At 65.9% G+C, this 24,169-nt stretch carries 26 protein-coding genes; 11 read left to right on the forward strand and 15 right to left on the reverse strand.

Annotated elements, in window-relative coordinates; genetic code table 11:
* Positions 1 to 48 precede the first annotated feature (48 nt).
* Positions 49 to 807, reverse strand: coding sequence for a hypothetical protein (locus tag JY500_RS20725; protein WP_206254445.1), 759 nt, complete (start codon positions 805 to 807; stop codon positions 49 to 51).
* 105 nt (positions 808 to 912) lie between these two features.
* Positions 913 to 1,389, reverse strand: coding sequence for an FKBP-type peptidyl-prolyl cis-trans isomerase (locus JY500_RS20730; RefSeq protein WP_172202393.1), 477 nt, complete (start codon positions 1,387 to 1,389; stop codon positions 913 to 915).
* Between the two features lie 327 nt (positions 1,390 to 1,716).
* Between JY500_RS20730 and JY500_RS20735 the strand changes: the two genes are divergently transcribed.
* Positions 1,717 to 2,298, forward strand: coding sequence for a DUF3568 family protein (locus JY500_RS20735; RefSeq protein ID WP_206254447.1), 582 nt, complete (start codon positions 1,717 to 1,719; stop codon positions 2,296 to 2,298).
* A 17-nt stretch (positions 2,299 to 2,315) separates the two neighbouring features.
* Here the strand turns inward: JY500_RS20735 and JY500_RS20740 are convergent, their stop codons facing one another.
* Positions 2,316 to 3,119 carry a class I SAM-dependent methyltransferase gene (locus JY500_RS20740; protein ID WP_172202391.1) on the reverse strand — a complete coding sequence of 268 codons (804 nt, stop codon included), beginning with the start codon at positions 3,117 to 3,119 and terminating at the stop codon, positions 2,316 to 2,318.
* Between the two features lie 477 nt (positions 3,120 to 3,596).
* Between JY500_RS20740 and JY500_RS20745 the strand changes: the two genes are divergently transcribed.
* Complete coding sequence (locus JY500_RS20745; RefSeq protein WP_206254448.1) at positions 3,597 to 4,376, forward strand: class I SAM-dependent methyltransferase; 780 nt, start codon at positions 3,597 to 3,599, stop codon at positions 4,374 to 4,376.
* On the opposite strand, the gene JY500_RS20750 is transcribed toward JY500_RS20745, so the two are convergent.
* Positions 4,373 to 4,957, reverse strand: coding sequence for an imm11 family protein (locus tag JY500_RS20750; protein ID WP_206254449.1), 585 nt, complete (start codon positions 4,955 to 4,957; stop codon positions 4,373 to 4,375). The genes JY500_RS20745 and JY500_RS20750 overlap by 4 nt on opposite strands.
* Before the next feature lie 268 nt (positions 4,958 to 5,225).
* Here JY500_RS20750 and JY500_RS20755 point away from each other — a divergent pair, with 268 nt between their 5' ends.
* The gene (locus JY500_RS20755; protein WP_206254450.1) at positions 5,226 to 5,840 is read left to right on the forward strand and encodes an imm11 family protein; all 615 of its coding nucleotides are present in this window, start codon (positions 5,226 to 5,228) and stop codon (positions 5,838 to 5,840) included.
* A 33-nt stretch (positions 5,841 to 5,873) separates the two neighbouring features.
* On the opposite strand, the gene JY500_RS20760 is transcribed toward JY500_RS20755, so the two are convergent.
* The gene (locus JY500_RS20760; RefSeq protein WP_206254451.1) at positions 5,874 to 6,548 is read right to left on the reverse strand and encodes a general secretion pathway protein GspB; all 675 of its coding nucleotides are present in this window, start codon (positions 6,546 to 6,548) and stop codon (positions 5,874 to 5,876) included.
* 6 nt (positions 6,549 to 6,554) lie between these two features.
* Positions 6,555 to 8,243 carry an ExeA family protein gene (locus JY500_RS20765; protein WP_246479715.1) on the reverse strand — a complete coding sequence of 563 codons (1,689 nt, stop codon included), beginning with the start codon at positions 8,241 to 8,243 and terminating at the stop codon, positions 6,555 to 6,557.
* A 258-nt stretch (positions 8,244 to 8,501) separates the two neighbouring features.
* Between JY500_RS20765 and JY500_RS20770 the strand changes: the two genes are divergently transcribed.
* Positions 8,502 to 8,648, forward strand: coding sequence for a hypothetical protein (locus JY500_RS20770; RefSeq protein WP_172202386.1), 147 nt, complete (start codon positions 8,502 to 8,504; stop codon positions 8,646 to 8,648).
* Between the two features lie 55 nt (positions 8,649 to 8,703).
* Here the strand turns inward: JY500_RS20770 and JY500_RS20775 are convergent, their stop codons facing one another.
* The gene (locus JY500_RS20775; RefSeq protein WP_206254452.1) at positions 8,704 to 10,326 is read right to left on the reverse strand and encodes a methyl-accepting chemotaxis protein; all 1,623 of its coding nucleotides are present in this window, start codon (positions 10,324 to 10,326) and stop codon (positions 8,704 to 8,706) included.
* A gap of 147 nt (positions 10,327 to 10,473) precedes the next feature.
* The gene (locus JY500_RS22350) at positions 10,474 to 10,725 is read right to left on the reverse strand and encodes a hypothetical protein (RefSeq protein WP_206254453.1); all 252 of its coding nucleotides are present in this window, start codon (positions 10,723 to 10,725) and stop codon (positions 10,474 to 10,476) included.
* A gap of 146 nt (positions 10,726 to 10,871) precedes the next feature.
* Here JY500_RS22350 and JY500_RS20785 point away from each other — a divergent pair, with 146 nt between their 5' ends.
* The gene (locus JY500_RS20785; protein ID WP_206254454.1) at positions 10,872 to 11,660 is read left to right on the forward strand and encodes a substrate-binding periplasmic protein; all 789 of its coding nucleotides are present in this window, start codon (positions 10,872 to 10,874) and stop codon (positions 11,658 to 11,660) included.
* A gap of 9 nt (positions 11,661 to 11,669) precedes the next feature.
* Here the strand turns inward: JY500_RS20785 and JY500_RS20790 are convergent, their stop codons facing one another.
* A complete protein-coding gene (locus tag JY500_RS20790; protein WP_206254455.1) occupies positions 11,670 to 12,434 on the reverse strand; it encodes a DUF4124 domain-containing protein in 765 nt (254 codons plus the stop codon).
* 174 nt (positions 12,435 to 12,608) lie between these two features.
* Here JY500_RS20790 and JY500_RS20795 point away from each other — a divergent pair, with 174 nt between their 5' ends.
* Positions 12,609 to 14,015 carry an META domain-containing protein gene (locus JY500_RS20795; RefSeq protein WP_206254456.1) on the forward strand — a complete coding sequence of 469 codons (1,407 nt, stop codon included), beginning with the start codon at positions 12,609 to 12,611 and terminating at the stop codon, positions 14,013 to 14,015.
* Positions 14,016 to 14,094: 79 nt separating this feature from the next.
* Positions 14,095 to 14,910 carry a hypothetical protein gene (locus JY500_RS20800; protein WP_206254457.1) on the forward strand — a complete coding sequence of 272 codons (816 nt, stop codon included), beginning with the start codon at positions 14,095 to 14,097 and terminating at the stop codon, positions 14,908 to 14,910.
* 6 nt (positions 14,911 to 14,916) lie between these two features.
* Here JY500_RS20800 and JY500_RS20805 read toward each other — a convergent pair whose 3' ends face one another.
* Positions 14,917 to 16,026, reverse strand: a complete 1,110-nt coding sequence (locus JY500_RS20805; RefSeq protein WP_206254458.1) for an extracellular catalytic domain type 2 short-chain-length polyhydroxyalkanoate depolymerase — start codon at positions 16,024 to 16,026, stop codon at positions 14,917 to 14,919.
* A 200-nt stretch (positions 16,027 to 16,226) separates the two neighbouring features.
* On the opposite strand from JY500_RS20805, the gene JY500_RS20810 reads away from it, so the two are divergent.
* Positions 16,227 to 16,697 (forward strand): hypothetical protein, encoded by a 471-nt coding sequence (locus JY500_RS20810; protein WP_206254459.1) that lies wholly within the window; start codon positions 16,227 to 16,229, stop codon positions 16,695 to 16,697.
* A 15-nt stretch (positions 16,698 to 16,712) separates the two neighbouring features.
* Here the strand turns inward: JY500_RS20810 and JY500_RS20815 are convergent, their stop codons facing one another.
* Together JY500_RS20815 and JY500_RS20820 are read right to left on the reverse strand one after the other, a co-directional pair.
* Positions 16,713 to 17,273 carry a DUF4377 domain-containing protein gene (locus tag JY500_RS20815; protein WP_206254460.1) on the reverse strand — a complete coding sequence of 187 codons (561 nt, stop codon included), beginning with the start codon at positions 17,271 to 17,273 and terminating at the stop codon, positions 16,713 to 16,715.
* Between the two features lie 134 nt (positions 17,274 to 17,407).
* On the reverse strand, positions 17,408 to 18,703 hold the full coding sequence (locus tag JY500_RS20820; protein ID WP_172202377.1) for a DUF3422 family protein: 1,296 nt from the start codon (positions 18,701 to 18,703) through the stop codon (positions 17,408 to 17,410).
* Positions 18,704 to 18,906: 203 nt separating this feature from the next.
* Here JY500_RS20820 and JY500_RS20825 point away from each other — a divergent pair, with 203 nt between their 5' ends.
* Positions 18,907 to 19,335, forward strand: a complete 429-nt coding sequence (locus JY500_RS20825) for a flagellar basal body-associated FliL family protein (protein ID WP_206254461.1) — start codon at positions 18,907 to 18,909, stop codon at positions 19,333 to 19,335.
* Positions 19,336 to 19,344: 9 nt separating this feature from the next.
* Here JY500_RS20825 and JY500_RS20830 read toward each other — a convergent pair whose 3' ends face one another.
* The 3 genes from JY500_RS20830 to JY500_RS20840 form a co-directional block, all read right to left on the reverse strand.
* Positions 19,345 to 20,622 carry a sensor domain-containing diguanylate cyclase gene (locus JY500_RS20830; RefSeq protein ID WP_206254462.1) on the reverse strand — a complete coding sequence of 426 codons (1,278 nt, stop codon included), beginning with the start codon at positions 20,620 to 20,622 and terminating at the stop codon, positions 19,345 to 19,347.
* Positions 20,623 to 20,701: 79 nt separating this feature from the next.
* On the reverse strand, positions 20,702 to 21,247 hold the full coding sequence (locus JY500_RS20835; protein ID WP_206254463.1) for a M48 metallopeptidase family protein: 546 nt from the start codon (positions 21,245 to 21,247) through the stop codon (positions 20,702 to 20,704).
* A 9-nt stretch (positions 21,248 to 21,256) separates the two neighbouring features.
* Positions 21,257 to 21,943, reverse strand: coding sequence for a DNA alkylation repair protein (locus JY500_RS20840; RefSeq protein ID WP_206254464.1), 687 nt, complete (start codon positions 21,941 to 21,943; stop codon positions 21,257 to 21,259).
* 193 nt (positions 21,944 to 22,136) lie between these two features.
* On the opposite strand from JY500_RS20840, the gene JY500_RS20845 reads away from it, so the two are divergent.
* Positions 22,137 to 22,889: a ParA family protein gene (locus JY500_RS20845; RefSeq protein ID WP_172202372.1), complete on the forward strand. Its 753-nt coding sequence runs from the start codon at positions 22,137 to 22,139 to the stop codon at positions 22,887 to 22,889.
* Between the two features lie 147 nt (positions 22,890 to 23,036).
* Positions 23,037 to 24,161: a metallophosphoesterase gene (locus JY500_RS20850; RefSeq protein WP_172202371.1), complete on the forward strand. Its 1,125-nt coding sequence runs from the start codon at positions 23,037 to 23,039 to the stop codon at positions 24,159 to 24,161.
* The last annotated feature ends 8 nt before the right edge of the window (positions 24,162 to 24,169 follow it).

Here is a 24,169-nt window from a genome sequence, read left to right on the forward strand (position 1 = left end):
GGCAAGTTCAGACTATCGGCGCCTGCGCGTCGCAACTTGAGCAGGGGTTCAATACTGAAAGGCAATCGATCCGATCGTGTAACGACGATCACTGGTCGGATTGAAGAAGTTGAGGCCCAGTGTCGCGCCGCGCTTGAGCGTCCATTGAAGCAAGGCGCCACGTTGCACATCGCGGCCTTCGTCCACCGTGCGGGTGCGCTGCGTGACAAGGGCGACGCGCAGCGGCGGAATCGGGCGCCAGCCGATCTCGTTCCACGAGGTCAGGTAGTTGCGGTGATGGTCGTGGTGATCGATGTAGTACTCGGACTCGGTGTAGAAGTCGAAATCCTTCCACGACACGCTGGCCTCCAGACCCGGCGCCACGCCAGCGTTGTCGCCGTACACCGCGCCCAGGATCGGCGTGATCGAGAACGACACCGTGTCGCCGCCCGAGAAGGTGTAGCCAACAAAGAACGAGCCGGTGTCGATCGCCTCGTAGTTGTAGCGAGTTTCGAGGTGCAGCGGGCCGTGGTCCAGCGTGATCACGGGCGTGAGGAAGTCCGCCTCGGTCCGCATCGCGTAGTACGAGAAAGACACGCCGAGGGTGGTCTCGGGCTTGTCGTCCTCAGCCGCAGCGTGGTCTTCCCGCTTGGTGACCACCGCGCTCGCCCCGGCTGGCGCGGGCGGCGTGAGGCTCGGCGATGCGGGCGTGTCGGCGATCTCCTCTTCGTCTTCATCGTCCTCGTCATCGGCAGGAGCCGAATGCGCGGGGCCGATGTGCGCGAAGAGGGCCAACAACGCAGCAAGCGCCGCATACCGGGGAGACATCGGAAGCCTTTTGGATTGGTTGCTGCGTGGCGATGCGGAGAGGTGCATCACGCCGCCGGCCGGCACACACCGGCGTGCGCGGTGTGTGCCATGGGGAACGCGGGATCAGTGATGGTGACCGTGCTCACCATGGACATGCTGGTGCTCGATTTCTTCGGCCGTCGCAGGGCGTACGTCCACCACCTTCAGCGTGAAGCGCAGCGCCTTGCCCGCCAGCGGATGGTTGCCGTCGAGCAGCACAACCGGGCCCTTGATCTTGGTAACGAAGAAGTACTGCGGCTGACCGTCGGCGCCGGCGCGCTGCAGTTGGCCACCGACCTTCACGCCCGGGGGAAACTCGCTCTTCGGGATCGACGTAACGAGCGATTCGTCGCGCTCACCGAAGGTATCCACCGCGGCGAGTTCCACCGTGGTCTGAAAACCCGGTTCCTGGCCTTCCAGCAGCGCCTCGAGCTTGGGGAAGATATTCTCGTAGCCGCCGTGCAGGTAAGCCATCGGCGCCTTGCCTTCGTCGTACACAAAACCCTTGGTGTCGGTCACTTTGAGGCGAAGGGTAACGGCGGTGTTCTTTTCGATTTTCATGGGTGCAACCTGGAAAAGTCGGTTTGTGAAACCGGGCATTTTCCTCCGAAGCAGCGGCAGACGGAAATCGGCGGCCCACAACCGGCGCAATTCGCCTGCTGCACTGCAAAACCCATGTGCCCAATCCGGCAAGCGATGTGACAAGAATCGTCAGCCGGTACCCGTCCGCCCGGCCCTGTTGTGACGGTGTGGTGGCAGCGGCCGCCGTGAAAGCGAGCACCGGCGAGGCTCGCACACAGATGTAGCGGCAAGACATGCGGCTGGCATAGCGGCTGCTTGTTGTCTGCCGCCCCCGAAGGCACCACACGCCGCCGACGCCCCCAAGCCATGCCGACACGCCAAGCCTTGCCTGCTTCCCGCCCTACGGCGCGCATCTCCACCGTATTGCGGCTCAGCGCCGCCATCGCCACGCTGATGCTGCTCAACGGCTGCGCGGCACTGGCTGTCAGCCTTGCCGGCGCGGGCGCCGGTGCGGGCCTGGCGCATCAGATGAATGGCACCGCCTCGCGCACCTTCAGCGAACCGTTTAACAAGGTGGATGCCGCGGTGCGAATCGCCTCGAAGCGGATGTACCTGCAGGTCGACGAAGTGGCCAGCATGGACGGCGGCCAGGTGACCAAGGCACGGGTGAGCAATCTGAGCGTGTCGGTCGAACTGGAACCGCTATCGCCCAATCTGACCCGCGTGAACGTGGTGGCGCGCAAGGATCTGCTGCGGGTGGATGCCGCCACGGCACAGGCGATCGTGGCGCAGATCGAGCGCTCGCTCAGCGCGGTCGAATTGGCCGACGCCAACGACGCAGCCAACGCAGCGCGCGCCGGCAAGGTCGACAACGCCAAGTACATCCGCGACGAACCGGTCAGCACCCGCAAGGGCAGCGCCGCGAGCAAGAAGAAGACGCCGATCTGACCGGGTACGCGGCAGCGTCAGGAAAGCCCGTACATCGCGGGATGCAGCGGCGCATTCCGCTTGGTCAGCAGCATGTGGATCCAATTGGGTCGCGGCGGCTGCAGCGCGGCCGTTGCGGCGCGCGACCAGAAGGCGAGCTTGGTCAGCACCTTCTTCGGCAGATCGCGCGGCGGCGGGGGCACCAGCTTTGCGCCGCAATGGATGCACGGCTCTTCCTGCGTGTAGGTGCCGTACGGATTGCCCGCCAGATCCATCAGCACGCAGGACAGCGCATTTGTCGCGTCTCGCGTCTGCCCAACATAGCTCGTCGAGGTCACGGTGCATTGGTCAAACAGTGCCGCGAGGCGCGCCTCGTCGAAACTGTTCACATGCCCCCACGGCGGGTTCTTGCCACCGCAGGCCTGGCAAGTGGTTCGGCCGACGCGGATATCCTGCCGATACGGCACACCGATCAGGATCTTGTCGGCACTGACGCGCTGCAGTTCGGCGCACACATCGGCCAGCAGGTGCGGCGGAATATGCTCGAGCACCTCGGCGCACAGCACGAAGTCGATCGACTCGCTGGCGAACTGCAGCGCCGCCGCATTGCCCTGCACGCATTCGATGCGCGGGTGATCGATCTGCGGCCGCTGCAGATCGAGGGCGACGACCTTGTCGAAACGCTGCGCCAGCAGGTGCGAGAAATGCCCATCCCGTGCGCCGATGTCGAGCGCGACGTCGCCGCGCGCCGGAATCAGGTCGAGCAGGTCTTGTGTGCGACGGCGCTCGGCAGGCGAAGCGCGGTAGGCAGACAGATCGAGAACACCGGATTGATGCGACATGGTCCCTCCGAATCGCAAGACGGGAATGCCGATCCGACTCCCGCACAACGCCACTGCAACGCCCCCCGGCGTCCTGCCCAAGGCCCCAATGAAGGGCTGGCGGTTCACATGCTGCGTTGGGTTTTGGCCGCATGACAAGTGAGGCGAAACCGCCGTTTTTGCGGAAACCGAAATTCTCGTTCGTCATGCCTGCACAGCCACGGTACAAAGCCGCGTCGCCAGCACACGACGATGTTCTGCAGCGCGTTCAGACACGCCGTTCTGCGTGCGCACGGAGCGCCCCCTCGCCGATCCGGAAATTGATAAAAAACGCGGCAACGATTGCGAAAGAAATCACGTCGCGGCGCACGCAGCGTTGCATCAATGCAACCGTCAGAGCCCTCCGGACAGATCACGGCCCGGGCAATGAATGACGAGAGCGCAGCTCGCCGCGCCCGGGGCTATGCTTCACGCACGCAAACCCGGTAGATCAGACGCGTGGCACTTACCCCGATCCAGGCCCTGCGGGCCGTCGTCAGCAGTCAGCAGGGCGTCGCACGCGACTGGCACATCGACGATCTGCGTCAGCATGAGCTCCGTTATCTCGCCGACCTCGCGCTGATCGAGTCGCTGGCCCCGCAAGGCACAGTGCTGGAGCTTGGCGCGGCGCCGTGTCACATGAGCGCGCTGCTGAAGTTATCGGGCATCGATGCGGTGGGTGTGGACATCCAACCGCAGCGAGTGGGTGATCTGATCCGCGCGTTCGGCCTCGATGTTCGCCGCTGTGACATCGAGCGCGAACCGTTGCCCTTCGCAGATGGTCACTTTTCGGGCGCGATGCTGTGCGAGACCTTCGAGCACCTGCGCATCGATCCCGCCTTTGTGCTGAGCGAGATTCATCGCGTCCTTGCACCGGGCGCGCCACTTCTGCTCACCACGCCCAATCTCTACGCGCTGCCGAATCTGGCGCGCCTGGCGCTTGGACGCTCTATTGCCGACCCCGCGCATGAATTCGGCAAGCTTCGCACGCTGGGCCACATGGGCCATGTGCGTGAATACTCGGCGCGCGAGGTGGTCGACTTTCTACAGGCCAGCGGTTTTGCGATCGATTCGCTCCGCTACCGTTTCCATGCGAACAAACGCGGCCGCCGGGCGGCGTTGCTACGCATCGCATATCGACTCTGCCCGCGGCGCTTCCATCGCGAGATCGTGATCGTTGCGCGCAAACAGGGCGACGGGCCGCGGCTACAACCGCTTGGCGACCCAGGTTCAGGCTAGCGCCCGATCGCCGCCGGCTTGAAGGATTGATCGCCCTGCGGCACAAACTCCATGCCGCTGAACCCCGCCGATTCGATGGCCAGCTTGATGTCACGGTGCACCACCAGTTGCACCGGCATCTCGGCAAGCGGGAATAGCTTGTTGCCCCCGATACGGGCTTCGTCGAGCGTGAGGTAGTCCCAGATCAGAATACGGTTGCTGCCGTCGCCAAAATCCTCGAACTCCGATTTGGCGCGATCCACGCATGCGATCTTTCCGATCACGTTGACGGCGCGAAAATCCTCCCGCACCTCGCCGGTCACCATGTTCACGACGCGGCACGGATAAGCGTCGATGTTGCTGACCCCCATGTCCAGCAACAACGCGACAAGGCGTTCGGAGAACACCCGCCCCGCACCCGTCATCAACAGGCTGTCGGTCAGGCGGCCCTGGGACTCAGCGTTGAGCGTCACGTCGATCGGCGCCGCAGGCGCGGCGATGCGGTCGCCGGAAATCATCGAGATCCCGAGCGCACTCGGCCAGCCGCCATAGATCATCGCGTCGCCCGGCATGCGCCGGTTCTGCCACAGGAAATAGTCCATGTCACACACTCCGAACGCGAGCACGCGGTGAGTTTGACCCCATTACAAGCCCCATGCGTTCGAGGTAAAGGCGGCGGCTCGATCGCTTTGCACATGGCACTTTCGTATCCCTGCCAGCGTGCTGCCCATAAAGCGCAGCGGTAAGCCACCACGAAAGTGCAGGGTCGAGCGTGACACCATGATCGTCACGACCGCGCGTTTGAATGGACCACCGCCGTCGCGAAGTTGCGACGGGCACAGTCGGCGGACCGGGTTGGTGCAGGTTACGATGACCACCAAACGCTGTCTCCTGCACCCGGTGACCATGTTCTACATCCTCGACTGCGACGAACCGCTATCGCCGAATGGCGAGGCGCTGATGGAAATCCACAACACCTTCCGTGTCGGCGGTATCCGGCTGTGGAAGTCGGGTGCCCGCCATACAAAGCCGGTGCCGGAACCGATCGAGATTCCGTTTGATACCTTTCGTGGCTACAACGGCCCGCCGGTCGAGCTGCTCGACTTGGGCATCCCCGTCATGTCGGCACGACTCGCAAAAGCGCTGACCGATGCGGGCGTGTCAAATATCGACTTTTACGATGCCACGCTGGTTCACAGCACCACCGGCGCACGCTTTCCGTGCAAGGCGTACAACATCATCGGCCTCGTCGCGGCAGCAGACCTCGGCAAGCGCGAGTGGTTCAGCGACGATGGCACGCCTCTGATCAATGTCTCGTTCACGCGGCTGGCCCTCGATGAATCGGCGTGCCGCGATCAACAGCTGTTCCGCCTGGCCGAGAACGTCAATGCGATCGTGGTCAACGCCAAGTTGCGCGACTATCTGATCGCCGAAGGCTTCACAACCCTGCGCTTCAAGAAGCCGGAAGACTGGGTACAGCTCTAGAGGCCGCCAGCACGGGCCCGACGGACCGCGCCCTTAACGCGAGAACTCAAAGCGCTGACCGCGATAGCTGAGTACGGCGCTGCGTGGCTTGATTCGCTCGACGCGAATGTCGGCATTCAGCGATTCACCCTCATGCAGCAACTGGCCGTTGATCATCAGCATGCGGCTTGATGCGGTGTCCGAATACACGGTGCCTTCAAAGCGCATTGGCGGCAGCGCACGCCGGACTTCGTCCGGCAGTTCGGCAAGTGCGGGGGCTGCGCCCTCTTCCGGCGCCACGGCAGGCGGTGCGGGTGGCGTTGGGGGCGGCGCGGCGATCACCGCGGGCGCCGGGCGCGGCGGGGGCGACTCCCGTGGCGGTGTCGGTGCACGCTCCGCTGGCGCATGTGCAATCGCGTGCGAGGGCGCCAGTTGCGGCGCGGGCGCCTCCGGCGCAGTCTGGGGCAAGGGAGCTGGCGCTGCCGGCGCCATCGCCTGTGCGGGCGAAGCGCCAGCGGGCTGTGGCGCGGCGCTCCGCATCAACAGGGCGCCAATCCCGCCGGCGAGCAGCACGACGGCAGCGCCGCCAGCCATCCAGAGCCAGCGGGAACGCGACGCGTCCGCCGCCTCAGGCGGCAGGCCCGCGAGTGGCGGATCGAGCGGCGTCGGCAAACGGCCTTGGGTGCGTTCGCTTTCAGCGCGGCGAAGGGCGTCGAGGATGTAGGACATGGTCGTTCAGCGCGGCGATTCGAGGCGGGGTTCATCGACACCGCTCACGCGGTTGAGGTGCATCAGCGTCAGCGGACCCGGCTTACCATCTGGCTTGAGGCCATTCGCGAGCTGAAACGCGGCAACAACCTCGCGCGGTGCTTCACTGGCCGTTGCTGGCGTTGCGGTCGGCAGGGCCGCGAGCCGCGCAGCCACTGCGGCGATCGCCGCTTCGGCATCGGCGCCCCGTGCGTTCGGCCGATAGTCGGGTGGCATCCGCCACAGGGTCGCGAACTCACCCCGCCACAACGTCGTGAGCGAGGCAATGCTGACGGTTCTCGACTCGCCGCCTGGTGTGCGCAGCTCGGCGCTGTCGCGCCCCAGCCCGACCAGCAGCCAACGTACCGACTGCCCTTGATCGTTGTAGAGCGTAAGGATGCCGGGGCGAGCCAGCTGCCGGATCGATGCGAGGTTACTGCCCGCATCGCGGAAGCAGGAAACACCCTGCCGTGCCGCGGCAACGCAGGGTTCCATCGCAGGCAGACTCAGCCCCCAAAGGCTACCGAGCGCCTGCCAGGCCGCCGCCTCATCTGCCGTCGCGGTGTCGGCGGCGGGCAGCAGATCCTCAGGGCTCAGCCAGTGCGGTTGCGCGACTGGAGCCGGCTTGGGGGCGGCTGGGGCAGGCAGCGCGGGTGGCGCCGCCTTGGTCGGTGGCACCTTGGCGACGACCGCTGGCACGGCGCGCAGTTGCGTTTGCCACGCCACCAATGCCCCCGCGACCAGCAGCGCCAGCGCCGCGACGATTGCTGCCGGTGCCCGCCAGGACGTACGGCGCAACACGACATCGAAGACCTCGCCGGCCGCCTTGTCGACGATCCGCGCACTGACCCGCGTCCGGCCCTCCGCATAGGCGCCGAGCAGGGCGCGGTCGCAGAGCAGGTTGATGCGACGCGCAACGCCGCGCGAATGCAGCGTCACGCGCCTAAGCGCCGCGCGGTCAAACGGCAGTTGGCCGCGCAGCCCGGCTACCTGCAAACGATGCTGCACATAGCGGCCAACATCGTCCGCCGACAAGGCTTGCAGGTGATAGCGCGCGATAACGCGTTGCGCAAGCTGCTCCAGGCCAGGCGCGGCCAGCATTGCGCGCAGCTCCGGCTGGCCCACCAGCATGATCTGCAGCAGCTTGCGTTCGCTGGTCTCGAGGTTAGTCAGCAGGCGCAACTGCTCAAGCACCTCGGCAGACAGGTTCTGCGCTTCATCGATCACCAGCACATTGATCTGCCCCTGCGCATGTGTGCGCAGCAGGTGGTCATTGAGCGCGTCGACACGGGCCTTCAAGGTGCCACCACGCTGGCCTTGCGCAATGCCGAATTCCTCACACACCGTTTCGAGCAACTCATCGGTGGAGAGGCGCGGATTGAAGATGTAGGCGACATTGCAGTGCGACGGCACCTGTTCGAGCATGCAGCGGCACAAGGTGGTTTTGCCGGCACCGATCTCGCCAGTCAGCAGCACGAAGCCCCCGCCGCCGTCGAGTCCATACAGCAGGTGGGCGAGCGCATCGCGATGGCGTTCGCTCATGAACAGGTAGCGCGGATCCGGCGCTATCGAGAACGGCGCGCTATCCAGCCCGAAATGGCGGGCGTACATCGGCAACACGGCAGGCGAGCGGGCAGACGCTTCGTTGGTCTCCGCCGCCTCGGCAACACCGCTCATGCGCACTGCGGCACTCCACCGCTTCGCTCGCTGATGACGCGGCGCATGCCTTGTAGATGTGCGGCTAGCCCTCCAAGCATCTGTCCAACCCTGTCCGATCTCGTACGGTTCTAATAGCCCATCAGTGTAGCGCGGCAGGCGAGCAGTCAAGCCGCCCTCCAAGGCCTATACTGAAGCTGCGGCTGATGCGCGGGTTGCGACGGAGTCTCCGCCTCCTCGCGCCGTTGGCCTTGACCTTGCGGTCCGAAGGAGTGTGTCATGAGCAACAAAGTCAGAAAGAGCAACAAGGAGCCGAAGAAACAGGCTCAGTTGAGCGCGAAGGAAAAACGCGCGGTCAAACATGACAAGAAAGCACACAAGGGCGCGCCGCCACCACTGCTGCCGCCGAAACCGAATCAGCCATGAAAAAAGGCGCCGCTTGATGCGGCGCCTTTTTTTCGCCTGAGTGGCGTAATCGCGCTCAGGTTTCGAAGCGCGACACCACGACGTTCAGTCGCGAGGCGATCCGCTCCAGTTCCTGCGTGGCCTGCGCTGTTTCGGTCATGCCCACGCTGGTCGATTCGACCATGCGGGCCACCTGTTCCACCTGGCCCGCCAGCAGCGTGCTGACATTGCCCTGCTCACGCGTTGCCACCGCCACCTCGGCCACGCGGCCGCTGGCCTGCTCCGCATCGGAAACGATCTCCCCAAGCATCGTCGCGGAGCGCTCCGCTGCGTCCACCCCCTGCGTTGCCTGCTGCGAAGCGGTGGTCATGACGTCGACCGCGCCCTGCGTTTCGGACTGAATCGCCGCCACCATGCGTTCGATCTCCACCGTGGCGTGCGCGGTGCGCTCGGCAAGCTTGCGCACTTCGTCGGCCACCACCGCGAAGCCACGGCCCTGCTCGCCCGCGCGTGCGGCTTCGATGGCGGCGTTGAGTGCGAGCAGATTGGTCTGCGAGGCAATATCGTTGATCGAGGCGGCTACAGTGCCGACCTCGTTGGCGCGGGCGCTGAGGCTACCGATGCGCTGCACCGCCTCGGCCACCGTTTCCGACAAGGCGCGCATCTCCTGCGTTGCCGATTCAACATCGCCCTGCCCCTTGAGGGCCTTCTCCGCAGCGTCGCGCGCATGGTGCTCGGTCTCCTGCGCGTTGTCGGAGATATGCGAAATGCTGACAGTGAGTTCCTCCATCGCAGCGGCCATCGACTGTGTCGACTCCGACTGCTCATGCGCGGCACCCGCCACCGCCTGCGAGGTTGCGCTGATCTGCTGCGACGCGGCACCGAGCCGTTCTGCGTCGGCCGTCAGTTCGGCGATCGTGGTGCGCAGTCGCGTGATCAGCCCGCCAAGCTCGCTCAGCAAGCTCCCAGGTGCGCTGCCCGCCAACTGCACGCGCAGATCGCCCGACGCCACGCGATGCATCGCGGCCACGGCATCCACCGGCTCACCGCCGATCTGGCGCAGGACCGAACGGCCGATCACGGTGATCAGCGCGAACACCGCGGCCGACAGCAGCAAGACCACGCCGAGGTTGGTGCCAAGATCGGCGAAGAAGGCCGCATCGATGTCGTCCACATAGAGCCCGGTGCCGACCACCCAGCCCCACTCCGGCACACCCATCACGTAGGAAATCTTGCGCAGCGGTTCGGTACCACCTGCGCGCGGAAAGTAGTAGTCGAGGAAGCCGCCCTGCCCTTGCCCCTGGCGGGTGATCTGCTCGATGAAGCGATTGCCCTTCTTGTCCACCTCGTCGATGCGCGGCGTGCCCTCCCACTCGGTGCGGGGTGGCAGCAACACACATTTGCCGTCGAAGGCATAAACGAAGTAGTACTCCTTGCCGCGGAAGCGCACGCCGCGCAGCGCTTCTTTTGCCTGCGCCTGTGCCGCTTCTCGGTCGAGCTTGCCATCCTTTTCAAGCTTGACGTAGTAACCGAGCTGGCCATGTGCGGTTTCCACCGCGGCGCTGATCAGTTCCTTGCGGTGCTCAATGCCGGCCGTGCGTTGCGCATAGGCGCCCCACACGCCCACGGCGAGCATTCCGACCAGGGACGCAACGCCGATTGCGATCATCTTGGTCTTGAGTTTTGCACTCGACAGCATCGCCTGCCTCCTTGTGGTGATCCGCTCCAGCCCATTGGTTAACGGCCCGGGCGCCACAAACCTGAGCGCGGAGATCGCCAAGCCGACCTCGGGACGCCAGAAAACAAAAAGGCACCCGAAGGTGCCCCGTCTCGGCGGCGACGCGAGCTACTTGGCGCTCTGCCAGGAGGCGCCCTTGCCGTCGCTGGTGAGCTTGCATTCCACCTTCACGCCCGACACTTCGGCCACGGTACCGGCGGCGGCAAAGCTGCCGGTGTCGCCGTTGAAGCATTGCGGCGCCGGCTTCGGTGCCTCGGCAGGTTTGGCCGCCGCCACCGGCTGGGGGGCGGGCGTCGGTTCGGGCGTAGTGGCACAGGCGGCCAGGGCAAGGCTCAGCAGGATCGCGGCGTTGATGCGCATTTCAGGCTCCGGTTGAAAGCAGGAATCGAATGAATCCGCGATGGTGCCGAAACGATGTTTCAACTTTGCGAAGCTCAATGGGTTCAAGCTGCGGGTGTGGCGCGACGTTAACCCGCCAACCCCCGGTCACAGCAGCGCACACCACCATGAGCCTGAGCCAGAACTTCCACCGCCTAACCCGCCACGCTGCGCTCGCAATGGCGGCCGCGCTTTGCGCGCCGGCGCTGCACGCCGAAGCGGTGCGATGGGTCAGCGAGCCTTACCCGCCGTTCAGCTACCTCTCGCCGGAGGGGCCGCGCGGGCTCGCGATTGATTTGGTGCGTGCGGCGCACCGCGAGGCGGGTTACGCCGAGCCCGAGTTCATCTTCATGCCTTGGGCGCGGGTACTCGCCGAACTGGCGACCAAGCGGCCGGTGTGCGTTACTGCAATGGCGCGCACGCCAGCGCGCGAGGATGCCTACCGCTGGATTGGCCCGTTCGTCGCCTCGTTGATGGGTGTGGCAACACGCCGCGATACCGAGCTCGGCAACAACGCGGCAACTGCGCTGGCGGGTCGCAACGTGGTCGCGATTCGTGGCGATGTCGCTGCCGAAGCCGCCACACGGTATGGCGCCGAGCCCAGCCGACTCTCGCTTGCAGATGGCCCCGAAAGTGCGCTGCGCATGCTCACGGCGGGCCGTGTCGACGCCTGGGTTCACGGCCAGGCCGTCATCCGCTGGACGATCGCCAGCATGAAACTGCGTCAGGACGACTACTCGGTGCAGTTTCCACTGCGCATGGGCGACAGCTACTTCGCCTGCAGCAAGGCGGTGCCCGATGCCTACCTTGCGGCGATACAACGCGGCCTGACTGCGCTGCGCCGCGGCAAACCAAGCACACCGAGCCGCTACGAGAGCATCGTCAATCCGTACCTCGACGGCTCGATCGGGCCCTGAAGCAGATGCTCACTGGCAGTGCAGCTTGCTGCCGTTGAGCGTGCAGGCCTGGCCCGCCGCGTTGACGTAGTTGCCGTTGGCAGCCTTGCCGTAGCGGTTGCCGCCCTTGTCCCAGCATGCCGTGGCATCACAACGCGCGACCGGTCGCCAGGCGGCGTCCTGAATCGCCGCATCACGCTGACGTTCGGCCTCGCGCAGCGCTTCGCGATTCTTCTCGTTTTCGATCCGCTCACGCTCCTGCGCCGAAGCGCTCACGCTATGCGTGTCGAGTGCAGCAGCGCGGCCCTCTTCGCGATCGCGCTCGAGGCTGCGGTTCTGTGCGTCGATGCCACGTTCGACGCGCGCCCAGTCTTCGCGCGTGTAGCGGGTGTCCTCGCGCGAGCAGGCCCGCGCCCGCCGCACTTCCTCGCGAATGAAGGCGCGCGCCTTGTCGTCCAGCGTGATGCTGGTGGAGCGGTTTTCCAGATTGGCGATGTCGCGCTCCGACGGGCAGAACTTCTCCGGCGTGGCAGCGCTTGCTGACGCGGTGTTCGACGGCGCCGACGCGGCACCACGCGTCACACCGTCGATGCCCGCAGCGGCGGGGGCGGCATTCACCGCTTGCTGCCGCACACTGCCGGCAGCGCACGGGGTACCCGAATAGCTGACCTTGCCCTGCGCATCGGCACACTTATAGACCTCGGCGGCAGCGGGCATCGAGAGGACCAGGCCGCTGGCACACGCAGCGATCAGGCGTAGCGATAGCAAGGAAGCAAAACGCGTGGTGTGGGGCACGGGCCCGTCCTTTCCGGGGTGATGACAGATGCGAGCAAGGAAGCTAACGCGCCAGCCGTGCGGTGCGATGACACCCGCGGCACAGTCGATCACGCCACTGGCTCGCGCGGACATGGCGGTGCCCACCGGCGAATGCCATAGTGCATGGCATCGACAACAACGGGAGACGACACGATGACGGGAATGCAGATCGCACGCCGCTGGATGTTCGCGCTCGCCGCGCTCGGACTGGCCAGCGCAGCCGGCGCAGCAACGATCAGCGGCAGCGCAAGCTACCGCGAACGCATGGCGCTGCCGCCAGGGGCCGTTTTTGAGGCCACGCTGGAAGACGTATCGCGCGCCGATGCACCCGCCACGGTGATTGGCCGCGCCCGGCTCGACCCGGCCGGCAGCCCGCCTTTCATGTTCACGATCGAATACGACGGCGCTGCCATCCAGGCCGGGCACCGCTACAGCTTGCGCGCGAGCGTGAAGAACGACGGACAACTGTTGTTCACGACCGATCGCAGCTATCCGGTACTGCAGGGCAAGGGCGAGGCGCCGGTGCAGATGCTGCTGCGTCGCACCGGCGATGGCGCGGCGGCCAGCCGTACTGCGCTCGGCAGTCTGCCTGCGTCGTTCGAGGGCACGCTGCCCTGCGCCGATTGCAGCGGCACCCGTTGGCACCTCGATGTGCTGGCGGACCATAGCTACCGCTTGCGAATTGCCTACGAGGGCAAGCCGTCCGAGCAGCCGTTCGATGAAATCGGTACCTGGACGCTCTCGCAAGCGCCCACGATCCTCCGCCTGACGACCGGGCAGAGCGAACCGCAGGCCTTCGCGCTCAAAGGCGATGGGCTGCTGACCAAGCTTGACCGCAAAGGCAAGCCGATCGCCTCGACCCTCAATTACGGCCTCAAACGCCTGCCTGCCTACGCCCCCATCGAACCACGCCTGACACTGACCGGGCTTTACCGCTACATGGCCGATGCCGCGACGATCCAGCTCTGCACCACGGGCCAGACGCTGCCGGTGGCCACCGAGGGCGACAACGCAGCGCTTGAACGCGCCTACGGCGAAGCGCGGACCAGCCCCGGCGCGCCGATGCTGGTGAGCCTGGACGGACGCATTGCAGAACGCCCGCCGATGGAAGGCACCGGCACGCGCGCGACGGTTGTCGTCGATCAGTTTCATCAGGTGATGCCTGGCGCTGGCTGTGAAACCGCGCTGAAGCCGTCTGCGCCGATCACGACCGCGCTGCAGGAGACGTACTGGAAGCTGACACGGCTGGGCGAAGCCGCCGTCGTCGCCAGCGAACGCCAGCGCGAAGCCCACCTCATCCTGCACAAGGACAACCATCGCGTTTCCGGCTCAAGTGGCTGCAACCGGCTGCTCGGCGGCTACACGCTGGAGGGTGAACAGCTCAGCTTTGGCAACATGGGCAGCACGATGATGGCCTGCGTCGAGGGCATGGAACAAGAGCAGCGTTTCCTTGCCGCGTTGCAGCAGGTGGCGCGCTGGCAGATCAAGCAAGGGCAGCTCACGCTGCTGGACGCCAGCGGCAAGCCACTTGCGCGCTTCGAGGCCGTCGCCCTGCGCTGATCGCCGGGTAACGATTGGTCGCAAAGTCCCGTGGGCCCGACAGCACGGGCCCGCGGCGCATCCGCGGTAGACTGGCGCGATGCCCGTTGTTGCCAACCCGCGCGCGCAAGGCCCGCTGCGCGTAGCCCTTGTCGTCTCGCTCGTCCTGCACGCAGTGATCCTGTTCGCACCGGTGCGCGGCCCGAAGCCCGCCTCGCCGCCGAGCCGGCTCACGACACGGCTCGCGCCGCGCATTGCCAAAGCGCCAGAGCCCGCGCCCGAGCCGACACCCCAGGTCGCACCGCAGGCGAGCCCCCGTGCGCCGCAGCGCAACGTGATCACGCGCAAGCACGACGCAGCACCGGCGGCCGCCACGGTGCCGAAGTTCACGCAGGCCGAACGCGACGAGATGAACGGCTTCCTGCAATCACTGGAATCCGAAGCGCGTGCCCAGCCGAGCCTGGCGCAGCGTTCGCTCGCGATGGCGCGGCAGATCGGGCGGGAGACGGCAGCCGAGTCGGACGACAGCGCCGTGTCGCTGGAACGTATCGAAAACAGCCCGCCGGTCAATCCGTTCAGCCTCGAGATGTATCTCGACGCGCTGGTGACCAAACTCAACCGCAGCGCATCGCATGTGAAGGACGAGCGTCGCCAGGTCGGCTATCGCAAGGCGGCGGTGCAACTGCGTCTGAACCCCGATGGCACGGTGCGCAGCTTCGAGATCCTCAATGCCGGCGACCAGTTCGACCAGATCAACTTCATCAAGGCGCTGGTCGAGCGCGCCGCACCCTACTCGCCCTTCCCGCCGGATATCGTAAGGTCGGCCAAGTCGATGGCGATCCTGATCTGCATCATTCCCACCCGCAGCGCCGGCGGCTTCGGCTTCACGCGCAACGGCGGCGGGGGCGGCTGCTAGCCGCAATCAGCGCTTCGCGGCCCCCGCGGTGAGGCGATCCACCATCGCCCGCAGCGTCGCGATCTGCACGCCTTCTCGCTCGGCGTAGTTGGCACCGCTGTAGCCCCACCAGTCCCAGCAGCCATTCGGGTTCAGGAAGGGCACCGATACCGCCTGCGGATACAGAACCACGATCCGGTTCGCATCAGCCCAGCGGTTGTAGCCGGCATGCTCGACGAAGGTGGTGCCGAAGTAGACGCCGCCACCCGGCAGCGGCTTCAGCGGTACATAGCTCTGGCCCTGGCGACAGCCGTGCAGCGCGATGTGCAGCCGGCAGGCCGCGCCCTTCGCGCAATCCGCCGGCACATAAAGCCAGGCGCTGCTGTCCAGCCCGCTGCGCCAACTCGCCGCGCCGGAAGGCACGTAGGCGCGTTGATCGAATTTCGTCAGGGTGCCACCCGGTTTCTTGCGTACTGGTTTCAGCGGTCCGTAGATCCAGCTCAGGATCGCGTGCGCGGCGTCCACCCCACAGCGGTTCAGGTAGGGCTCCTGCGAAACCTCGCACGCGCCGCCATAGTCTGCTGTCGGCATCGCATGCCCGGCGGTCGGCAATTCGCGCGCCGACAGGTTCGCGGGTGCCACGCCCATCGCGCTGTAGTAGCGCCCGAGCTGCGCGACAACCGGGGCGGGCACCGTGTGATCCTGCCCGCCAGCGAAATGGATCACGCGGTGACGCGCGAGAGCGGCCGGGTCGTCGATGCGCTGCTCCGTCGCAAAACGCCGTGTGGCCGCAACCAGCTCTGGCACACGGGCGCTATCGGCAGACACGGAACACAGCGTGTGGCTCGGGTCCAGCGTGCACGAACACGCCGTCGTTGCCGTCAGACTGCTGCCCTGCGCACACCAGTAAGGGCCCGCCGCGACGATGCCGGCACCTTTCAAAGTACCGGCATGTGCGACTTCGAACTGCACCGCCATGAAGCCCCCGGAGGAAATGCCGGACACCGAGGTTTCGCGGACATCAATGTTGAGGGCGGGCAGCTCGGGCAGGCCGCCGGCGGCCGCACACAAGGCCGGTGCGACGGCAATCAGCCACACCATGCTGACGAACCCGGGCAAGCGAGCGCTTGATTTCATGTTCGGCCTCCGCTGACGATGACGATGACGAAATGCTGCAACGCAGTATCCAGCGTAGTCGGCGCCTCAACGAAGGCAAGCGAAGGCTTATTTGGACTGAGATCCGAACAAATGTGCGGATGCACATTCGCGAGTCGGCGGGCGCGCTACGCAGCGAGGAAGCGGAATTCGATTACCCTTGGCGGTTTGAGAGGCCTGCCATGAACCCCATCCACGATACCGACGTCGAGCTACTCCTCGCCGTGGCACTCGCTTCCAAGCGTGGGCCCGCTGAACTCGATGCGCTGATCCTTGCCCTTGCGATCCACGACAAGCGCCTGCCGCCGCGCGTGAAGCTGCACGACGCCTTTGCACGCTTGTCGGCCAACGGCCTGCTCATCGAAGAAGCCGGTGGTTTCACGCTCACCGAAGCAGCGCAGGAAGTGCTGGCACTCGGCCGCAAGAGTTACGAACACGACGAGCGCGCCTTCCGCGTCAAGGAGCGCCTCGCCGCCTACGAGCCGCCGCGTGGCACGCATGCGGTGATCCAGCTCGCCGCAGATCGCCTCGCCACGGCGATCACCGCCTATGAAGCCACCCTGCCGCCGCTCACCAAGACCGAGAAGGCCGCGCTGAAACGCGAACAGACCACCGCCCCGCGCCGCCCAACGCCGCTACGCAAGCGGCGTTGACGGCAAGCAGGCTGCTCAACTGCCGGTGGACTTGGTCTGGAACGATTTGACGACCAGCGGCAGCTGCGTACCGGCGGAATAGCCGAAGGTAATTGCAAGCGCGTTCGGGCTGGTCAGCGCGGTCTGGGCCGCGGACAGATCGGCGCAAGTCTGTTCATCGCTGCAGACAAACGGCGTACCGTCCATCAACGTGCCACCCGCACCGGTTACCGAGAACAGCGGCGTGGTGAATGGATACGCGGTGAGCACGAATTCCGTTGTTGCCGGTACCACAACGTCGGAATCAATGCTGACAAGGCGCAGGTTGTAGTTCGGCGCATCCGCTGCGGGGTGGTCGACCGGCGTCTTGCCGATACGGATCACATACTGGTGCCCCCAGTGATGATCGAAGTGCGGCACAGGCTGCGAATTGCCTGCGTCATCGGTGCCGGTTGGCCAAAGGACATAGCCCCCGGGGGCAATGAAGGTCTGCTCACGGTAGTGAGAAACGTGCACGGTAGTGATTTGTTCGTCATTCGTGCCGCCGCAGCCCGCAAGACTGGTCAGCATCGTCGCAAGCAACAGATAGCGTTTCATTGACGTACCCAGGTTGAGATCAATCGCCGGCAGTATGCCAGCAGCAAAACCCGGCCGCCGCGCAAGACAAGATCCCCCGTGCAAAACGGCACGCAGGCGACACGCGGACCCGCGCTTGCGTACGCGGATTGCTGTCAGGTGTGGCGTAGCCGGTTGCGAACGCTACGCACGCCCGCCCAGACCGCAAACGCCACGACCGGTATCGCGGCGCCGGTGACGATGTCCGGGTTCAGGTGCAGGCCGATCGCCTTCAGCGCTTTGGTGGCGTAAGCGGTCAAGCCGACCGTGTAGTAAGTGAGCACCGCGACCGACAGACCTTCGACGGTTTCCTGCAACCGCAACTGCAGCGCAGCGCGGCGATCCATGCTGGCGAGCAGCGCGCGATTCTGTTCTTCGTGCTGCACTTCGACGCGTGTGCGCAACAGCGCACTGGCGCGCTGGATGCGGGCGGTGATGCGGTCCTGCCGGCCGACCACCGTTTCGCAGGTCTCCATCGCCGGCGCGAGCCGCCGTTCCATGAATTCGCGGAACGGTTGCAGGCCCGCGATGCGGCGCTCGCGTAACTCGCCGATGCGGCGCTCCACCAGCTGGTAGTAAGCGCGCGCCGCCGAGAAACGATACTGGCTCTGGGCGACGAGATTCTCCACGGCGGTCGCCAGCGCTGTCAGTTTGGCCAGCAGCTGCGCGTCGTCGCCGCACGGCACGCCCATCGACTCGGTGATGGCGCGTAGTTGCAGGCTCAGTTCGTCGAGCGTCCGCATCTGCTGCTTGGCGGCGGGCAGCGCGAGCAAGGCCAGCATACGGTAGGTTTCGATCTCGAACAGGCGCTGCAGCATGCGGCCCTTCTGAAACGGCCCCATGCCGCGATCCATCAACACGAAGCGCGAGCAGCCTCCGCCGATACGCGGGTCCGGGTGCAGGCGCAGGTCGGTGTAGGCGACGCCGTTGCCGTCGCCAATTTCGGCGCCGATCAGGTCGTGGCCGCCAAACCAGCGCGCCGAAGCCGCATCGGTGCCCGGCATCGGTGAATCGCCCGCGGGCAACAGCAGCGCGTGCAGCGCCACCAGCACGCTGCCGGGCAACGCCTGCAGCCATTCCACCGGAACGCGATCGAGCGCGGTTTCGGCAAAGCTGCCGTCGCCGGCCCCCGGCAGGATGAAGGTGTAGCGCACGAACTCGGTGTGCAGAGACCAGCGGATCGTGAGCGTCGGCCCGACACCGGTGTAGTACGGCTTTTCCATCTCCGGGGCCGGACAGCCCATGCTGCGGGTGAGGCGGATCAGGGCCTCCCACTGGCCGATCCCCTCACGCTCGAACAGCAAGGTCAGCGAACTGAGTCGGGCAGGCGCTTCGAGCGCCGCCGGCGGGCGCGCATGGGCTTCGTCGTTGAGCACCTGGCGCATCGGATGGGCGTTCAGTATCTCGGACATGGCAGTCGGCTGAAAACGAATGACGGAGCGGACCACCATACTGAGCCGTATGTTCGTGCGGCGACAAGATGCGCCGAACCACGTGTTGCGCCCGCTGCCTCAGGGAAAACCAGAAAGCGCGGCGCGCTGGAACACGCCGGCCGGCGGGCGCGCAGGTATCATCGCGAATCCCAGATGACCTTCGCGCCGTGGCGGGGAACTCCATGCTTCGACTGCAACGCCTGCACAGCTTTTTGCCCGCACTTTTTTCCGCGACTGCCCTGCTGTTGCTGGCGCCGGACGCACACGCCAACGACCACGGCGGCGGCGACAAGGCGGCCGGCCCGGCTCCGATGATGTTCGTCGTGAACGTCGGCAAAACAGGCCATGGCGGTACGGTGCTGCAGACGCAGATCGTGCTCGAGGGGGCCAATGCGACGGCGACGCAGTCGATCGAGGCCTTCAAGCCGGCGCTGCAGCATCAGATCATCCAGATCATCTCGGCGGAGACGCCAGAACGCCTGCGCACTGCCGACGGCAAATCGGCGCTCGGCGAGAAGATTCTTGAAGCCTCGAACAAGATCCTCGGCACGACCCGCAAGACCGGCGTGAAGGAAGTGTTCTTCACGCACTTCATCCTGCAGCAGCCCTGAGGCGGGCGCTCAACCCGCGCTGCTGTCGAGCGCGGAGGCCGCCATCACGCGATTCTTGCCACGCCGTTTGGCGGCGTACATCGCATCGTCCGCGCGCTGCAGCAACTTCATCGGCTGTGTGGTGTCCTGCGGCGCCAGTGCATAGCCGATGCTGGCGCTGACGCGGTCGGCCAAGGCCTGGCGCGTCGTGATGCCGCGAATCGCATCCAGCAGATGCTGCGCGAGCGCTGCTGCACCGGCGGCATCGCGAACAGTGGCCAGAACCAGAAACTCGTCGCCGCCGAAGCGGCCCACTGCGTCCTCGGCACGCACCGCGCTCTGCAAGGCGGTGCCCACGCGGATCAGCAGGGCATCGCCCTCGCCGTGGCCGAACTCGTCGTTCACCGATTTGAAGCCATCGAGGTCGACGAAGAACAGCGCGACCGGATCGAGGCAGGGCTCCGCGAGCGCGTTTTCGATGCGGCTCATCATCGTGCGCCGGCTCAGCACGTCGGTCAGCGCGTCGCGCTCGACACTGCGCCGCAACTGTTCCTGCGCCACAGTCAGGTCATGCACATCGATCGTCACGGTGTAGAGCCCGAGCACGCTGCCATCGTGATCGAAGTCCGGCACGAAACTGGTTCGCAACCAGCGCGGGCCGTGCGTGAGCCCTTCAACCAGCCGCGAGTAGTGCACCGTCTCACCTGACAACGCGCGCTCGATATGCGGACGGTGCTCCTGCCACACCGATTCACCGCGCACTGCGGCGAGGTGATGGTCGATCAGGGCCTCGGGCGGTTTGCCGCAGGCCTCGCGATACGCCTTGTTGGCAAAACGGATCACGCCGTCACGGTCGAGGTAGATCAGCGGGTTCGGGATGTTCTCGGTAAAGCGGTCCAGCCGAACCCGCGCGGCGATCAGCGCCTCACGCGCGACCACGTCTTCATGGATATCGGTGGCGATCGTGAAGACGGATGTCACCACGCCATCCTCAACGTCCGGGAAGACCTGGATGCGGGCCCAGCGCGGCGTATGTGGCGCGTGCGTCAGCAGGCGTTCGTAGCTGGTCGTCTCGCCCGCGGCGAAGGCGCGTTCGAAGGCCGGACGCGCGGCATTCCAGGCGACTTCGCCAAACAGTTCGGCCAGCGTGTGCCCCAGCAGCACTTCACGCGGGCGCCCGGCCCACAGCACATACGGCGTGTTGCAGAACACCAGGCGCCCGGACACATCCCAACGGCCAATCGGCAGCGCGACCACCTCGGCGAGGCGTTCGATATGCGGTGTGTGGGCGTGGGGCTGCGTGTTCATGCTGTGGATTGTAGGGGCCGCGACGCCGCTCTGGCAGCCCTTGCGGCGCGCATCGCGCAGATCCGGCCGCGGCAAGGGATCACAGCGTTTCCCCTGAGCTGTCCTCACTCGCCCACGGTCGCTCGCCGGTGGCCTCTAGCAACACAAGGTAGGCGCGCAAGTCGAACTCAAGCTGATGGTAGCCCGGCTCCATGTAGGTGCACAGCTGGTAGAAGGCCTTGTCGTGATCGCGCTCCTTCAGATGCGCCAGCTCATGCACCGTGATCATGCGCAGGAACTCGGGCGGCCCCTCGCGGAACACGCTGGCGACGCGAATCTCGCGCTTGGCCTTGAGCTTCTGCCCCTGCACCCGCGATATGGCCGTATGGGTGCCGAGCGCATGTTGGATCACATGCAGGCGACTGTCGTAAGCGACCTTGCTGAGCGGATCGGCGCTGCGCAAGTAGCGCGCCTTGAGCTCGCCGACGTAGTCGTACAGCGCACGATCGGTGCGAACCTCGTGGCGCTGCGGATACTTTGCGAGCAGGCGCGCGCCGAGCGTCCCGTCGGCGATCATCGCGCGCACCGGCGCGGTCAATCGCTCGGGGTAGCCGGTCAGGTAACGGAAGGGCGAGCGGGCTTGCATCCTGCGATGCTAGCCGATGTGTTTCATCGCCTCACGGCGGCTGAGGGGCGATAGCGCTTCGCCCATCTGCGCGACAAAGCCACGCACCGCCGCCGGGTCGTGCCGGGCAAAGTCACGCAGCGCCCAGCCGATCGCCTTCCGAATGAAGAATTCCGCCTCGGGTGCGAGCTGGCGAGCGTAGCCGAACAGCCGTTCTACATCTGTGTCGGCGCGCCAGCCGAGTTGATGCAGCATCGCGATGCGGCGCAGCCAGAAGTCCGCATGTTCCAGTGCGGCGTCCATCACACGCTGCGCACGCAGATCGTCGCTGCGCGCGGCGCGTACGACATCGCCGATCACACCGGCCAGGCCGTCCACCGAATCCCACCATGACTTGTCGCGCGCCAGCGTGAGCAGCGCCGGCACATCAGCCAGGCGCAACTGACCGTGGTGCCGAGCCAGCAGATCCACCGCGACATACTGGTATTCCCGCTCTGTGCGCTGCCACAGCGCCGTAGCCGTATCGAGCAGCCAGGCGGGCTCCGGCGCGCGGATCGCACGGATCAGGGGCATCGTTGCGGCGCGGCGCTGCGGCGTCTGCACACCCAGGAAGGCGAAGCGCTGTTTCATGTAGGCCTGCATCGGTGCGCGGCGTTCGGCCGAGCCCAGCGTGGCGAGCGCCGCCTCAACTGCGTCGCAGAAATCGTGTTGATTCATGAGCGAAGAGTTCCTGTCGATCTGCGCGCTACACCACCAGCGCGCCCCGCGCGAGCATACGCCGCGCGCGTTTGCCGACAGCTGGTCTACACTGACGATTACGGGTTTTTGATGACTTCCGCATGATTGGGACTTCAATCCATCCGCCACGCCTCGCGTGGTACTGCTCCGCCCACGCACATTGGCGACAGCGATGAGTGTCATCGCCGTCATCAACCGCAAGGGCGGATCGGGCAAATCGACGCTCGCCACGCATGTGGCGGGCTATCTGGCGTCGCTCGGTCACAGCGTGATGCTGGGCGATGTGGATCGGCAGCAGTCCTCGCGTTACTGGCTCGGCTTGCGCGCGGCTGAACGCACACCGATCCGTGGCTGGACGATCGATGAGCGCAATTTCGCCCGCCCGCCGGCTGGCACGCAGCATGTGGTGCTCGACACCCCGGGCGGCTTTCAGGGCATCGGCCTGATGAAGGTGGCGCTCTATGCCGACGCAGTGCTGCTCCCCGCGACCAGCTCGGTTTTCGACCGCGTCGCCGCCGAAGAATGCCTCGCTGAATTGCGCACCCTGCCGCGCATTGCGGCGGGCAAATGCCGCATCGCCTGCGTCGGCATGCGCATCGATGCCCGCACCCGCAATGCCGAAGCCCTCGCGAACTGGGCTGCGGAGCAGGAGATCGATTACCTCGGCACGATTCGCGCCACACAGGCCTACTGTCGCTTCCTCGAACAAGGGTTATCGCTGTTCGACTTCGCGCCCGAGCGCGTCGCAGCCTACCGCCCGGACTGGACTGGCGTGACCGCTTGGCTCGATCAGGTGCTGGCGTTCGAGGCGCCGGCACCGCGCATGATCCGCCCGGTTGACGCGCACCCGCACGATGCCGAATCCGCGGGCGTGCCCGGTTTCCTGCGCCGCAGCGCGGGCGCCAGCGGGCCGCTGAAACCCTGACGCGGCAGGCCCGCAGGCGGCGCCGCTACACTCCGATACACATGGCCGATTGAACGGCCGCCGCCCTCCCCCATCTAAGCCCGAGGCAGAGTCGCGCGCGGCACGCGTCGCGACCCTGGCATCTCCTCTCCACGCTTCGGGCACCCCATGCGCACCTTCCTGCTGATCGCAACCACGCTGCTCGGTTTGCTGCACTACTACATCGGCAGCCGTCTGCTGCCAGCGCTCGACCTGGGCGAGCAGGCTGCCGCACTCGCTTGGGCCATGCTTGCGCTGTCGGTACTGCTGATCCCCGCGAGCCTGATCGCGCGGCACATCACCCGCCCGCCGCTGGCCGATCGATTGACCTGGGCGGGCTCGCTTGCAATGGGGCTGTTCTCTTCTGTGCTGGTGCTCACGGCCCTTCGCGACCTTGCGCTGCTGCTTGCCGCCGAGCATCTTCCGGCGGCCTTCGAAGCGCTCAGCGCGCAAGGCGTGCTCGCACTCGCCGTGCTGGTCACGCTGGCGGGCTTCATCAACGCGCGGCGTACCGCAAGCGTCGTCACCGTGGATGTGCCGCTCGCCAATCTGCCCGACGCGCTGCACGGCTTCACGATTGCTCAGATCAGCGACATCCACGTCGGGCCGACGATCAAGCGCGGCTACCTCGATCGCATCGTGGACCGCGTAAACACCTTGAAGCCGGATCTGATCGCGGTCACCGGTGACCTAGTTGACGGCAGCGTGCATGACCTCGCGCCGCATACCGAACCACTCAAGCGCCTGGCCGCGCGCTACGGCGCCTACTTCGTCACCGGCAACCACGAGTACTACTCCAACGCACACGCGTGGATCGCCGAGGTCGAGCGCCTCGGCGTAAAGGTGCTGATGAACGAACATGTGGTGCTCGACCACGGCGGCGCACGGCTGGTCGTTGCGGGCGTCACCGACTACACCGCGCATCAGTTCGATCCGCGCCATCGCAGCGATCCGCTCGCCGCACTGGCCGGCGCACCGGCCGATGCTGCCGCGAAAGTGCTGCTCGCGCACCAGCCGCGCAGCGCCGAAGCGGCGGCCGACGCGGGCTTCGACCTGCAGCTCTCCGGCCACACGCACGGCGGTCAGTTCTTCCCGTGGAATCTCTTCGTGCCCTTGCAGCAGCCCTTCACCGCCGGCCTGCACAAGCTGCGCGACCTGTGGGTTTACACCAGCCGCGGTACCGGCTACTGGGGCCCGCCCAAGCGCTTCGGTGCACCTTCGGAGATCACCCGCCTTCGGCTGGTCCGGGCCTGACCCAACAC

This window comes from Niveibacterium microcysteis (assembly GCF_017161445.1).
GTDB lineage: Bacteria > Pseudomonadota > Gammaproteobacteria > Burkholderiales > Rhodocyclaceae > Niveibacterium > Niveibacterium microcysteis.